Below are 12,829 nucleotides of genomic sequence, written 5' to 3'. Positions count from 1 at the left end.
TCTTCCGCCCGGGGGTGGGGATCAGTTCTGGCGCTGGACCGGGTCCACGATCGGCGCTGCCGAAGGCTTGCCGTCGGCCAGCGGCTGCTGGGTGGTGACCTGCGCGTCGGCCTTCTCGGCCGTCGCGTCCTTGCCGTCCTTGCCTTCCTCGGTCAGCGCCTTCGTCTCGGCCTTGAGGATCCGCATCGAGCGGCCGAGCGAACGGGCCGCGTCGGGCAGCTTCTTCGAGCCGAACAGAAGGACCAGAACTGCCACCACGAGGAGGATGTGCCAGCCCTTGAGCGCGCCGCTGAACATGGGTACTCCAAAAGTAAGTCGGGGTGATCCGGACCAATCGTACTCGGCCCGAAGCGACCTGCCTGCACGTGAAGTGTCGAGCACCACTCTCAGCAGCGTCAACGCGCGACGGCAGGTGCTGCATGTTTCTGCAGTGACAGCTGTGTGCCGTCTCAGCTGCCCGGTTTCAACTTCACTGTCTTGATCGCCGCCAGCCGCTCCTGCGCCAGCTCGGCGCGGACGCGCAGCGAGTCGGCGTGCGCGGACAGGCCCTGGGCCACCTCGGCCAGTTGCTGGGCCCGCGTGGCCACCGCCTGCAACTCGGCCTGGGCCTCCTTGAGCCCGGCCAGCCGCCACAGCAGCACGCGCACCACCAGGGCCAGCCCCAGCAGGCTCAGCAGCACCACGACCACCACGATCCACGCCACCACAGCAGGAGCCTATCGCCAAACGCCTACGCGTACGCGGCGAGCGCCTGCGCGGCGCTGTCGCGTACCGCGTCGGCCAGGCTCGCCGGGGCCACCACCTCGACCTGCGGCCCCAGACCGAGCACCAGGCGGCGCGCCCAGTCCAGGTCGTTGACCCGCAGCGAGACCAGCCACTCCTCGGCGGACACCTCCACCACCGTCTCGCACGGGTAGTACTCGGTGATCCACCGACCGCCGCGGCCGACCCGCAGCGTCACCGTGGGCGCGTCCGGGTCCGGCTGGAACACCCCGTCACCGACGTCGCTGGTCTGGGCCTGCGGCGGCGGCGCGGCGGCCTCGTCGAGCTCGGCCAGCGCGTCGATGCGGTCGGCCCGGAACAGGCGCACGCCCTCGGCCATCCGGCACCACGCCTCCAGGTATGTCCGCCCCGACACCGACAGCAGCCGCATCGGGTCGACCACGCGCTCGCTGGAGACGTCACGCGCCGCCGAGTAGTAACTGAGCCGCAGCGCGCGGCCCCGCTCGACAGCGGAGCGCAGCTCGGCGAGCCGGTCGTCGTTGCCGGGCAGCCGCACGGCGACCGGGGCGTCGTGCTCCCCCGCCGCCTGCTCGATCTTGGCCAGTGCGCGGTTGATGGCGTCGCGGTCGGCCACACCGGGCGTCTCGGCGAGCATCCGCAGCGCCACCACCAGCGCGGTCGCCTCGTCCGGGGTGAGCCGCAGCGGCCGGTCGATGCCCGCGTCGTAGGTGATGGTGACCCGGTCGCCATCGAAGGACATGTCGATCAGGTCGCCGGGGCCGTAGCCGGGCAGCCCGCAGACCCACAGCAGTTCCAGATCCTCACGAAGCTGCTTCTCGGACACGCCGAGATCCGCGGCGGCCTCGGTGAGCTCGATCCCGGGCCGTGCCAGCAGGTACGGCACCAGGTTCAGCAGCCGGGCCAGCCGGTCGGCCGACGTCTTTGGGCTGGTCATCGGATCGCCTCCGCCAGCTGCGGCGCGGCCACGCCCGCGATCTCGCGCAGCCGCGCGATGGTCGCCTCGCGCACCTCGGCGGGCTCCAGCACCTTCACGTCCGCGCCGTAGCCGACCAGCCAGGCGGCGAAGCCGTCCGCGTCGGCGTAGCGCAGCTCCAGCACGTCGCCCTCGGGCGTCGGGGTGCAGTTGGCGGCCCAGCGGCGCACTCCGGCGGCCCGGCCGGGCGCGACCAGCACCCTGGTGGTGCGGTTGCGCTCCACCGGCCCGGACCAGCGCGCGACGTAGCTGATCAGGTCGAGGTCGGCGGGCGGCGTGAACGCCTGCTCCTCGCCGACGCCACGTACCGAACCGACGATGCGGGACAACCGGAAGCAGCGCGGGGCGTCGCGGTCGGTGTCGTGACCCACCACATACCACCGGCCGCGCCAGCACACCACGCCCCACGGCTGCAGGTGGCGGGTGGTGGGCGCGTCGTCCTCGGGCACCCGGTAGGGGAAGGTGACCTCGCGGCGGGCGCGGGCCGCGGCGGTCAGCGGCTCGAACGCGGCGTCGACCGCCACCACCGGCTCCACGCCCAGCGTCGCGTGCGGGTCGACGTCGACGCCGCCCGCGCGCAGCTTGGCCAGGCCGGAGGTGGCCGCGGCGGCCAGGCCCGCGTGCCGCCACAGGCGGGCGGCCACGCCGACGGCGGCGGCCTCGTCCGGGGTGAGCGGGATCGCCGGCAGCGCATAGTCGCGGTGCGCGATGCGGTAGCCGGGTTCGGTGTCGAAGACACTGGCGGTGCCGGTCTCCAACGGCACGCCCAGGGCGCGCAGCTCCGCCTTGTCCCGCTCGAACTTACGCTGGAACGCCTCGTGCTCACGGGCGTCGTCAGCGTTGTGCTCGTAGCCGGGCACGGTCGCGGCGATCTGCGCCGCGGTCAGGAAGCGGCGCGTGGACAGCAGGCAGATCACGAGGTTGACCAGGCGTTCGGTTCGACTGCGCGACACGCCCGCCACGCTAGCAGCGCCAAGGCTTCCAGCGTTAACCGGCAGCCGTGCCGGATGCGGGGACCGATCGGCCCCCGTCGCCGCGATGTGCCTGGCCGCCATGGGTATCGCGACCGCCAAGCACCGCAATGCTTGACAAATCGGACGATGTTTCTTACCCACCCGGGTGACCTCCCGAACCGCACCCGCCTACCGCGCCGCCACCGCCCGCCCCGATAGGGTCGCCGTGTGATTCGGTGGCGCAGGGGCACGGTGCAGCAGGTCGTACGCGGCTGGCGCGGGGCGGTGGAGCTCACCGTCACGCTGACGGCCCGCAGCACCGACGACCCGGCGACGGTCCGGGCGCTGGCCTACCCCGACCTCGTCGGCACCCCGCAGCCCGGCGACGAGGTGCTGCTCAACACCAACGCACTCGCACTGGGCCTGGGCACCGGCGGCTACGCCCTGGTGGTGGCCGTGCCCGACCGGCTGCCCGAGGACACCCCGCCGCTCGGCCACATCGTCAAGGCCCGCTACAGCCCGCTGCAGACGATCCGGCTCGCCGCCGACGAGGAGGGTTCCCCGCACCGGGCCGCCCTGGCCGCCGCGGACAGCCTCGACGGCATGCCGGTGATCACCGCAGACCTGCACTCGGCCCTGCCCGCGATCCTGGCGGGCATCCGCGCCGACGCCCCGCACGCCCGCGTCGCGTACGTGCTCACCGACGGTGGCGCCCTGGCCGCCGGTTTCTCCCGCACCCTCGACGCGCTGCACGACAGCCTCGCCGGAACCGTCACCACCGGCCAGGCCTGGGGCGGCGACCTGGAGGCCGTCAACATCCACGGTGGACTGCTCGCCGCCCGGCACGCCCTACGCGCCGACATCGCGATCGTCAGCCAGGGGCCGGGCAACCTCGGCACCGGCACCGTCTGGGGGTTCTCCGGCACCGCCGTCGGCGAGGCCGTCAACGCCGCCGCGGTGCTGGGTGGCCGTCCCGTCGGGGCGCTGCGCGTCTCCGACGCCGACGCCCGCGATCGGCACCAGGGGGTGTCGCACCACAGCCTCACCGCGTACGGCCGCGTCGCGCTGGCCCCCGCCGACCTGGTGCTGCCCGACAACCTCACCGCCGAGCTGCGCGAACGGGTCGACGCCGACCTCGCGCCGCTGACCGCGCGGCACCGCGTCGTCACCGTGGCCGGGGACGGGCTGGACGAGGCGCTGCGGTCGGTGCCGGTGAAGCTGTCGACCATGGGCCGCGGCCTCGACGGCGACTACGCGTACTTCCTCACCTGCGCCGCCGCCGGTCGCCACGCCGCCGCCCTGACCTGACCTGATCGCGCCGCGCTCGGGTCGGGGATCAGGATCGCGGGCCGGGGATCAGGATCAGGATCAGGTGAAGATGACGATCGCCGCGATGGCGGCCACGGCGAGGCCGAGCAGCGCCGCCAGCACCCAGGTGGGCACGGTGTACTCACCGCGCCGGTTGCGCTCGATCTCCTCGTAGATCTTGTTGCGGCGGCGCTCGCCCCAGCTGAGCTTCACGTCATCGGCGTTCCGCTCAGGCATGCCGGGGTGGGGTTGGCGATCATTCGACTCACTCATGATGCCTCCGAGCGTAGCTCCCGCCCCCCGCGGTCCGGACCTCGACCGCCCGGCCGGAAGCGGACGCCCCCCGACGGCCACACCCCGCATTGACGCTGGCCTATCCAGTGGACGGGTGGGCGAAATCCGCCCACTGGATAGGCCAGCGTCGATGAAAAAGCCGGTCCGGCGAGCGCCCGCCGCGAGGCGGTCGCGCGGCGGCGGTCACATGCTGGCGATGAGGCGCTCCACCCGCTCGTCGTGCGCTCGGAACGGGTCCTTGCACAGCACGGTGCGCTGCGCCTGGTCGTTCAGCTTGAGATGCACCCAGTCGACGGTGAAGTCGCGCCGCTTCTCCTGCGCGTGCTTGATGAACTCCCCGCGCAGCCGGGCCCGGGTCGTCTGCGGCGGCGTCTCCTTGGCCTCGAACGTACGCAGGTCGGTGACCACCCGGTCGACCTTGCCGCGCTTCTCCAGCAGCGGGTAGAGACCCCGGCCGCGACGCAGGTCGTGGTACGCCAGGTCCATCTGCGCCACCCGCGGGCTGGACAGCGGCAGGTCGTGCTTGCGCTGGTACGCCTCGATCAGCCGCAGCTTCGTCACCCAGTCGATCTCCCGGCCCACCCCGGCCAGGTCGCCGGTCTCCACCGCCTGCAGCACCCGCCCCCACAGGTCGACCACGCGCTGCGCCGCCGGGTCGCCCGCCCGGCGGGCCACGAACTCGACCGCCTTCTCGTGGTAGATCCGCTGGATCTCCAGCGCGCTGGCCTCCTTGCCGCTGGCCAGGCGCACCTTGCGGCGGCCGGTGATGTCGTGCGAGACCTCGCGGATGGCCCGGATCGGGTTCTCCAGCGCCAGGTCCGGCATGGCCACCCCGGTCTCGATCATCCGCAGCACCAGGTCCGCGCTGCCCACCTTGAGCAGCGTCGTCACCTCGTTCATGTTCGAGTCGCCGACGATCACGTGCAGGCGCCGGTAGCGCTCGGCGTCGGCGTGCGGCTCGTCGCGGGTGTTGATGATCGGCCGCGAGCGGGTGGTCGCCGAGGAGACGCCCTCCCAGATGTGCTCGGCCCGCTGCGACAGGCAGTACACCGCCCCGCGCGGAGTCTGCAGCACCTTGCCCGCCCCGCAGATCAGCTGCCGGGTCACCAGGAACGGGATCAGCACGTCGGCCAGGCGGCCGAACTCGCCGTGCCGGGAGACCAGGTAGTTCTCGTGGCAGCCGTAGGAGTTGCCGGCCGAGTCGGTGTTGTTCTTGAACAGGTAGATCTCGCCCGCGATGCCCTCGTCGTGCAGTCGCTTCTCGGCATCGACGAGCAGACCCTCGAGAATCCGCTCCCCCGCCCGGTCGTGCGCGACCAGATCCACCACCGAGTCACACTCGGGTGTGGCGTACTCCGGATGGGAACCGACGTCGAGGTAGAGGCGGGCGCCGTTGCGGAGGAAGACGTTGCTCGACCGTCCCCATGAGACGACCCGACGGAACAGGTAGCGCGCCACCTCGTCCGGGGACAGCCGTCGCTGGCCCCGATAGGTGCAGGTGACACCGTACTCGGTCTCTAGCCCGAAGATTCGTCGGTCCATACAAAGACACTAGCCGCCCGAACGCCCAAGGTCACTGTTGCGCGCGCCGCGAGGTCTGGCGTGTAATCCCGACACAACCCACCCCGGCGCTCCGGTAAGGCACCACTCAGTAACCCACGGTAATCAGGTCTAGGCTACCTGCCAGCGTCGATGTCCGCAGGCGGCACGCCGCGGGCGTCCCGCACCACGGAACGTGACATAAACTTCCGTTGTCATGAAAATTCTGGTCACCGGCGGCGCCGGGTTCATCGGCTCCCACTACGCCCGCACCCTGCTCGCCGACGACCGCGGCGACGCCGTCACCGTGCTGGACAAGCTCACCTACTGCGGCAACCGCGACAACCTGGCCGCCGTCGCCGACAGCCCCCGGCTCACCTTCGTCGAAGGCGACATCTGCGACGCCGACCTGGTCGACCAACTCGTCCCCGGCCACGACGCGATCGTGCACTTCGCCGCCGAGACCCACGTCGACCGCTCGGTGCGCACCGCCGCCGGGTTCGTGCACACCAACGTGCTCGGCACCCAGGTGCTGCTGGACGCCGCGCTGCGCCACGGCGTGGGCCGGTTCGCGCACGTCTCCACCGACGAGGTCTACGGCAGCATCGAGCACGGCGCCTGGCGCGAGGACCAGCCGCTGGCCCCGCGCTCGCCGTACTCCGCCGCCAAGGCCGGCAGCGACCTGCTCGCGCTGGCCTACCACGCCACCCACGGACTGGACGTGGTGGTGACCCGCTGCGCCAACAACTACGGCCCCTTCCAGTTCCCCGAGAAGATCATCCCGCTGTTCACCACCAACCTGCTCGACGGCCTGCCCGTGCCGCTGTACGGCGATGGCACGCAGGTGCGCGAGTGGCTGCACGTCGACGACCACTGCACCGCCGTCGACCTGGTGCTGCGCCGGGGACGGCCCGGCGAGGTCTACCACGTCGGCGGCACCGCCGAGCTCACCAACCGCGAGCTCGCGGGGCGGCTGCTCGCCGCCACCGGGCGCGACTGGGAGCTGGTCCGCACCGTCGCCGACCGCAAGGGCCACGACCGCCGGTACGCGCTGGACGACACCAAGATCCGCGAGGAGCTCGGGTACGCCCCCAGCGTCGACTTCACCACGGGGCTGGCCGGCACCGTCGCCTGGTACCGCGACCACCGCCGGTGGGGGGAGCCCCTCAAGCCGGCGGCGGCGCTGCCCTCGGGCAGCGCCGCCGGGTAACGCGTTCGGACCGGCTCAGGAGGCGGCCGCCGGGGCCAGCAGCGGCGTGAGCGCCGCCCCGGTCACCCGCCGGAACTTGCGACCCGGCCGGGCCCGCTCCAGCACCGCCACCTCCAGCTGCTCGGCCGCCAGCTGGCGCGCCGCGCCGCCCTCGCCACCGACGCTGGCCAGCGCCTTCACCGCGAGCTTGAGCGCCTCACCGAGGGTGTGCGCCTCGCTGTGCTCGGCGCGCAGCAGGTTGCCGATCGCCTCGGCCTGCCCGCCCATCGCCATGAACCCCGGCTCGTCCTGCACCGAGCCGTCATAGGTCAGCCGGTACAGCTCGTCGTGCTCCGGGGCCGAGCCGACCTCGGCCACGCAGATCTCCACCTCGTACGGCTTGCCCTGCTCGGAGAAGATCGAACCGAGGGTCTGCGCGTACGCGCTGGCCAGGGCCCGGCCGGTCACGTCGCGGCGGTCGTAGGAGTAGCCGCGCAGGTCGGCCATGCGAACCCCGGCCGCCCGCAGGTTCTCGAACTCGTTGTACCGGCCCACGGCCGCGAAGCCGATCCGGTCGTAGATCTCGCTCACCTTGTGCAGCGTGGTGGAGAGGTTCTCCGCCACGAACAGCACCCCGCCCGCGTACGTCAGCACCACGACGCTGCGACCGCGCGCGATGCCCTTGCGGGCGTACTCCGAGCGGTCCCGCATGATCTGCTCAGGCGAGGCGTAGAACTGCATGGCCACAGCGGTTGTCTCCTTCTGCGAACGGCCGATGGACTACTCGGGTGCGACGGTCAGCCGACCGGGTTCTCGGTGCGTGCCGCGATGACGGCCTCGGCCATCGCCGCGGTCTCCTCGTCGGTCAACCGCGCCGTGCCCTCGGCCGTCGCGGTCATGACCACGGGGAAGATCTTGCGGATGACGTCGGGACCACCGGTCGCCGTGTCGTCGTCAGCGGCGTCGAACAGGGCCTCCACCGCCAGCGGCGCCGCCTGCGCGACGGTCAGCCCCGACTTGAACCGCTTCTTCAGCGCCGACTTCGCGAACAGCGAACCCGAGCCGATGGCGTCGTAGCCGGCGTGCTCCTCGTATAGCCCGCCCGCGATGTCGAAGCTGAAGATCCGGCCCGCCTTGCCCGGGACCTTGGCGTCCAGGTCGAACCCGGCGAACAGCGGGATCACGGCCAGGCCCTGCATGGCCGCGCCCAGGTTCTGCCGGATCATCGTGGCCAGCCGGTTGGCCTTGCCGTCGAGCGAGAGCATCGCGCCCTCGATCTTCTCGTAGTGCTGCAGCTCCACCTGGAACAGCCGCATCAGCTCGATGCCGACGCCCGCGGTGCCCGCGATGCCGATCAGCGAGTACGGGTCGGCGGGGTGCACCTTCTCGATGTCGCGGCTCGCGATGAGGTTGCCCATGGTCGCGCGGCGGTCGCCGGCCATCACCACACCGTCGGTGCCGGCGATCGCGATGATGGTGGTGGCGTGGGGGGCCACGTCCGCGCTGATCCCGGCGGGCAGCGGGCGGCGGCCGGGCAGCAGCTCCGGCGCCACCTGCGTCAGGAACTCGGTGAAAGACGACGTTCCCGGCGTGGTGAAACTAGCCGGTAGACGCCCGGGTGAACCAATACCCGCTGCCACGAGGTCTCCTCCAGGTAGTCGATCGCCTTGCGTAGGTTCGCTCGGTCGTCCTTGAACTGTCCAAGGCCGCCGTTGCAGTTGAAGCAAAGGATGCCACGTACGTTACCGAACAGATGGTCATGGTCCACATGCTCGGGTGCCGGTGCGCCGCAGATCGCACACACCCCACCCTGCGCCGCCAACATCGCGTCGAACTCCGCCTGTCCCATGTTGTAGCGGCGCCGCAGGTGGTACTCGCGGGTGCTGCCGTGGTGCTTGACCTTCGAATCCGCCGATCGGATGTTGTGGCATGGCAGGCAGTAGCTGTGAAGTCCCGTGCGCTTCGATTTCGATGGGGAAAAGCCTCAGCCGACTTGATCTGCTTGCAGTCCGGACACCATTTCATGCCGTCCGGCACAGGTACATCCGGCTTCTTGGCAGGTGCTATTCCGCGCTTCCTACGGCTGACCTCCATCCGCGTGCGGGCGCACTGCTTGCGGTAGAAGGCCCGCCCGTCTTCACGGCTTTTGTTGCTGTGGAAGTCAGTAAGCGGGAGTAGGCGGTCACAGTCCGAACATGTCTTCCATCCAGCGGGGACAAAATCGGACATACTAGGACTATTCCCCCCCTTTTTGCACGTAGCCCCTCACAAATTCCTCGGCGTTTTCCTCGAGGACGGCGTCGATCTCGTCGAGGAGGTCGTCGACGTCCTCGCCGATCTTCTCAACGCGCTCGGCGACCTCGGGGTTGACCTCGGGCGCGACCGACTCGGCCTGCTGCTCGTCACGCGAGCGACCCGACTGTGACTGTCCACCGTCCTGCGTGGCCATCTTCGCCTCCTGAAGCCTTTCGTGGGCCTTAAACCTAGCGCGCGCCGCCGACGAAAGCGATCACCCCGCGGTGATCACTTCCAGGAGGTCCTTGGCGCTGGGGCAACGGTCGAACAGCGCGCCGACGTGCTTCTTGGTCCCGCGCTCGGGCTCCATCATGGGCACGCGCACCAGCGCCTCCCGGCCCACATCGAAGATCACCGAGTCCCAGCTCGCCGCGACCACTTCGGACGCGTATTTGCCCAGGCAGCGGCCGCGGAAGTAGGCCCGGGTGTCCTCCGGCGGCTCGGTCATCGCGAGCCGGGTCGACTCCGGGTCCAGCAGCGTCTTCATCGCCCCACGAGCCACCAGCCGGTGGTAGAGGCCCTTCTCCGGGCGCACGTCGGAGTACTGCAGATCCACCAGCTGGAGCTTGGACGAGGCCCAGCCCAGGTTCTCGCGCTCCCGGTAGCCCTCCAGCAGCCGGAGCTTGGCCACCCAGTCCAGCTCGTCGGCGAGCAGCATCGGGTCGCGCTCCAGGCGCGTCAGCACGCTCTCCCACCGGTCGAGCACGTCGAGGGTCATCGCGTCGGTGTCGGCGCCGGTGCGCGCCTCGGTGTAGGCCCGCGCGCGCTCCAGGAACGCCCACTGGACCTCCAGGGCGGTCAGGCGGCGGCCGTCGCGCAGGCGCATGGTGTGGCGCAGGGTGGGGTCGTGGCTGACCGCGCGCAGTTCGGCGACGGGGTCGGCGATGCCCAGGTCGGTGGTGAGCGCCTTGTCCTCGATCATCGCCAGGATGAGGGCGGTGGTGCCGACCTTGAGGTACGTGGAGATCTCGGACAGGTTCGCGTCACCGATGATCACGTGCAGGCGGCGGTACTTGTCGGCGTCGGCGTGCGGCTCGTCGCGGGTGTTGATGATCGGCCGCTTGAGCGTGGTCTCCAGCCCGACCTCGACCTCGAAGAAGTCGGCGCGCTGGCTGATCTGGAACCCGGCCTGGCTGCCGTCCTGGCCCATACCGACCCGCCCGGCCCCGCAGAAGATCTGCCGGGTCACGAAGAACGGGGTGAGGTACGTGACGATGTCGGCGAACGCGGTCTGCCGCTTCATCAGGTAGTTCTCGTGCGCGCCGTACGAGGCGCCCTTGTTGTCGGTGTTGTTCTTGTAGAGGTGGATCTGGTGGCTGCCGGGGATCGTGGCGGCGCGGCGCGCGCCCTCGGCCATGACCTGCTCCCCGGCCTTGTCCCAGCGGACGATGTCCAGCGGGTTGGTCACCTCGGGGGTGGAGTACTCCGGGTGGGCGTGGTCGACGTATAGCCGGGCGCCGTTGGTGAGGATCACGTTGGCCAGACCCAGGTCCTCGTCGGCCAGTGCCTCCGCCGGGTCGTAGGCGGCGCCGGTGTAGCTGAAGCCCCGAGCGTCGCGCAGCGGCGACTCCTCCTCGTAGTCCCACCTGGCCCGGCCACCGCGGGCCAGTTCGGGGCGGGCGCCGTAGGCATTGACCACCTGCGAGGAGGTGACCATCGGGTTCGCACCGGGTTGCCCTGGCACGGAGATCCCGTACTCTACCTCCGTACCCATGATCCGACGCACAGTCATGGGTCGAGCCTAGACGACACGGCGCCCCCGGCGCCGCCGCAGTACTGCTAACTTCACGGGGGAGTCGGTATGACCACCATCCTGCCTGGCCCTGCTCAGCAGGAGCAGGGCCGAGTGAGTCCGGTCACCGGTACGCCACGCTGGTGGTCGGGCAACCGGTTGCCCCGTCTGCTGCTCGCACTCCTCTTCCTGGTCCTGCTCGGGTACGTGTTCACCCAGGCCGGTGTGCACGGGCGCAGTTACGACGAGCCGCTGCAGGACAACTACGGCCAGCGGACGCTGTCCTGGTACACCTCGGGCGGGCAGGACAAGAGGTTCCTGGAGTACCGCGACGATCTGCAGATGCCGCAGCACGGGCCGTTCTTCGAGACGGTCGTGGCGGTGGCGCAGAAGGTCGCCAAGAAGACGGTGGACGCCGACCCCTGGCAGGTGCGCTCGGTGGTGACCGCACTGGCGGGCGTGCTCGGCGTGCTGGCGATCGCGCTGTGCGGCCTGGAGCTCGGCGGCTGGTGGCTGGCGTTGGTCGCGGCGCTCGGGTTGACGCTGTATCCCCGCTACCTGGGCGCGATCTTCAACAACTCGAAGGACATGCCGCTCGCGGTGGCGATGCTGTTCACGCTGTGGCTGGTGTTGCGCCTGGTGCGACGCTGGCCGCAGGGGCGCCGGTACCTGCTGGACACGGCCCTGGTCGGGGTGTCCATCGGCGCCGCGGCCGCGATCCGGATCAACGCGCTGGTCTGGGGCGGGCTGCTGGTGATGATGGCCGCGACGTGGTGGGTCCGGTACGGGCGCGCGGCGGTGCGCGGCGGCACCTGGCGGGCGAGCCTGTTCAAGCAGCTGCGCGGCGGTCTGGTGCTGGGCGTGGCCACCTACGCGACGATGGTGGCGCTGTGGCCGTATCTGATCCTCAATCCGGTGTTCGGGCTGCTCGACTCGTTCCGATCGATGTCGAAGTATCCGTGGCTGAACTCGATCCTGTTCGACGGCCAGATGGTGCCGGCGATGAACCTGCCCTCGTGGTACGCGCCGGTGTGGCTGCTGATCGGCTCGCCACTGCCGACGGTGCTGTTCGCGCTGGCGGGTATCGGCCTGATCTCGATCGACCTGATCCGCGGGCGCGCGAGCGACCTCCGTCCGCTCCTGGTGGTGGGGGCCGCGCTGGTTCCGCTGCTGATGATCATCGGGATGCACGCGACTATGTACAACGGTCCGCGGCATTTCCTGTTCGTCATCCCGCCGCTGATCCTGATCGCCGCGTACGCGCTGGTGCGGCTGGGGCGGGCGGTCGCGGCGCGGCTGGGCGGCGGCGCGCGGACGCCGGTGCTAGCGCTGGTGGTGCTGGCGCTGGTCGCGAGCCAGGTGCAGGTCGTGGCGGCGAGCGCGCGCCTGTACCCGTACGAGTACATGTACTTCAGCCCGGTGGTGGGCGAGTATCGCGGCGCGCAGGGCCGGTTCGAGACCGACTACTGGGCCGTCTGCTCCCGGGAGGCGGCGGTGTGGCTGGCCGACAACTGGCGTCAGTACGCCCCGACCCCGACCGCGACCTTCCGCAACGGCTTCGTGCCGGTCCAGTTGACCGACAACTACCTGCCGCCGGAGCTCAAGTGGGCCCCGGCCGGCCGGGCACCTGACTTCACTTTCTGGATGATGAGGGATTTTCGGGCCGATACCTGGCCGGACTACCGGGTCATCCATGATGTAGTAGTCGAGGGCTACGTGCTGTGCCAGGTCAAGGTCCGACCGGACTGGGCCGCCTGACAAGGCACCCCTGACGACTTCTTCGCGCTACCCCCACTGAAGGA

Annotated in this window: 13 protein-coding genes and 1 pseudogene; 3 read left to right on the top strand and 11 right to left on the bottom strand. The window is 70.6% G+C overall.

All coding sequences use genetic code 11. From position 1 onward, the window contains the following. Positions 1-21: 21 nt before the first annotated feature. The 4 genes from tatA to KUA19_RS22645 form a co-directional block, all read right to left on the bottom strand. The gene (gene tatA, locus KUA19_RS22660; RefSeq protein WP_217398692.1) at positions 22-297 is read right to left on the bottom strand and encodes a Sec-independent protein translocase subunit TatA; all 276 of its coding nucleotides are present in this window, start codon (positions 295-297) and stop codon (positions 22-24) included. Positions 298-449: 152 nt separating this feature from the next. Next, complete coding sequence (locus KUA19_RS22655) at positions 450-707, bottom strand: hypothetical protein (RefSeq protein WP_217398690.1); 258 nt, start codon at positions 705-707, stop codon at positions 450-452. 23 nt (positions 708-730) lie between these two features. Continuing rightward, positions 731-1,678, bottom strand: coding sequence for a helix-turn-helix transcriptional regulator (locus KUA19_RS22650; protein ID WP_217398689.1), 948 nt, complete (start codon positions 1,676-1,678; stop codon positions 731-733). Further along, on the bottom strand, positions 1,675-2,670 hold the full coding sequence (locus KUA19_RS22645; protein WP_217398687.1) for a helix-turn-helix transcriptional regulator: 996 nt from the start codon (positions 2,668-2,670) through the stop codon (positions 1,675-1,677). Before KUA19_RS22645 ends, KUA19_RS22650 begins: the two co-directional genes overlap by 4 nt. 228 nt (positions 2,671-2,898) lie before the next feature. Between KUA19_RS22645 and KUA19_RS22640 the strand changes: the two genes are divergently transcribed. Then, complete coding sequence (locus tag KUA19_RS22640; RefSeq protein ID WP_217398685.1) at positions 2,899-3,978, top strand: DUF3866 family protein; 1,080 nt, start codon at positions 2,899-2,901, stop codon at positions 3,976-3,978. A 60-nt stretch (positions 3,979-4,038) separates the two neighbouring features. On the opposite strand, the gene KUA19_RS22635 is transcribed toward KUA19_RS22640, so the two are convergent. Both KUA19_RS22635 and pafA read right to left on the bottom strand, forming a co-directional pair. Further along, positions 4,039-4,251, bottom strand: a complete 213-nt coding sequence (locus tag KUA19_RS22635) for a hypothetical protein (RefSeq protein WP_217399303.1) — start codon at positions 4,249-4,251, stop codon at positions 4,039-4,041. 204 nt (positions 4,252-4,455) lie between these two features. After that, positions 4,456-5,814 carry a Pup--protein ligase gene (pafA, locus tag KUA19_RS22630; protein ID WP_217398683.1) on the bottom strand — a complete coding sequence of 453 codons (1,359 nt, stop codon included), beginning with the start codon at positions 5,812-5,814 and terminating at the stop codon, positions 4,456-4,458. 214 nt (positions 5,815-6,028) lie between these two features. Between pafA and rfbB the strand changes: the two genes are divergently transcribed. After that, a complete protein-coding gene (gene rfbB, locus KUA19_RS22625) occupies positions 6,029-7,021 on the top strand; it encodes a dTDP-glucose 4,6-dehydratase (protein ID WP_217398681.1) in 993 nt (330 codons plus the stop codon). 18 nt (positions 7,022-7,039) lie between these two features. Here rfbB and prcA read toward each other — a convergent pair. From prcA to dop, 5 genes and pseudogenes are all read right to left on the bottom strand, one after another. Beyond that, positions 7,040-7,747: pseudogene (prcA, locus tag KUA19_RS22620) on the bottom strand (proteasome subunit alpha); the annotation flags it as partial. 50 nt (positions 7,748-7,797) lie between these two features. After that, on the bottom strand, positions 7,798-8,640 hold the full coding sequence (gene prcB / locus KUA19_RS22615; protein WP_217398677.1) for a proteasome subunit beta: 843 nt from the start codon (positions 8,638-8,640) through the stop codon (positions 7,798-7,800). Further along, complete coding sequence (locus tag KUA19_RS22610) at positions 8,559-8,849, bottom strand: endonuclease VII domain-containing protein (protein ID WP_217398675.1); 291 nt, start codon at positions 8,847-8,849, stop codon at positions 8,559-8,561. Before KUA19_RS22610 ends, prcB begins: the two co-directional genes overlap by 82 nt. Positions 8,850-9,236: 387 nt before the next feature. Next, positions 9,237-9,449: a ubiquitin-like protein Pup gene (locus KUA19_RS22605; RefSeq protein WP_217398673.1), complete on the bottom strand. Its 213-nt coding sequence runs from the start codon at positions 9,447-9,449 to the stop codon at positions 9,237-9,239. Positions 9,450-9,509: 60 nt separating this feature from the next. Further along, complete coding sequence (gene dop, locus KUA19_RS22600; protein WP_372451826.1) at positions 9,510-11,027, bottom strand: depupylase/deamidase Dop; 1,518 nt, start codon at positions 11,025-11,027, stop codon at positions 9,510-9,512. A gap of 69 nt (positions 11,028-11,096) precedes the next feature. Here dop and KUA19_RS22595 point away from each other — a divergent pair, with 69 nt between their 5' ends. Continuing rightward, positions 11,097-12,785, top strand: coding sequence for a glycosyltransferase family protein (locus tag KUA19_RS22595; RefSeq protein WP_217398671.1), 1,689 nt, complete (start codon positions 11,097-11,099; stop codon positions 12,783-12,785). The last annotated feature ends 44 nt before the right edge of the window (positions 12,786-12,829 follow it).

The sequence above is a fragment of the Catellatospora tritici genome (assembly GCF_019083965.1).
In the GTDB taxonomy this organism is placed as follows: domain Bacteria; phylum Actinomycetota; class Actinomycetes; order Mycobacteriales; family Micromonosporaceae; genus Catellatospora; species Catellatospora tritici.
Note: the sequence above shows the minus strand (reverse complement) of the source record. Positions and strands in the feature narration are given on the sequence as shown.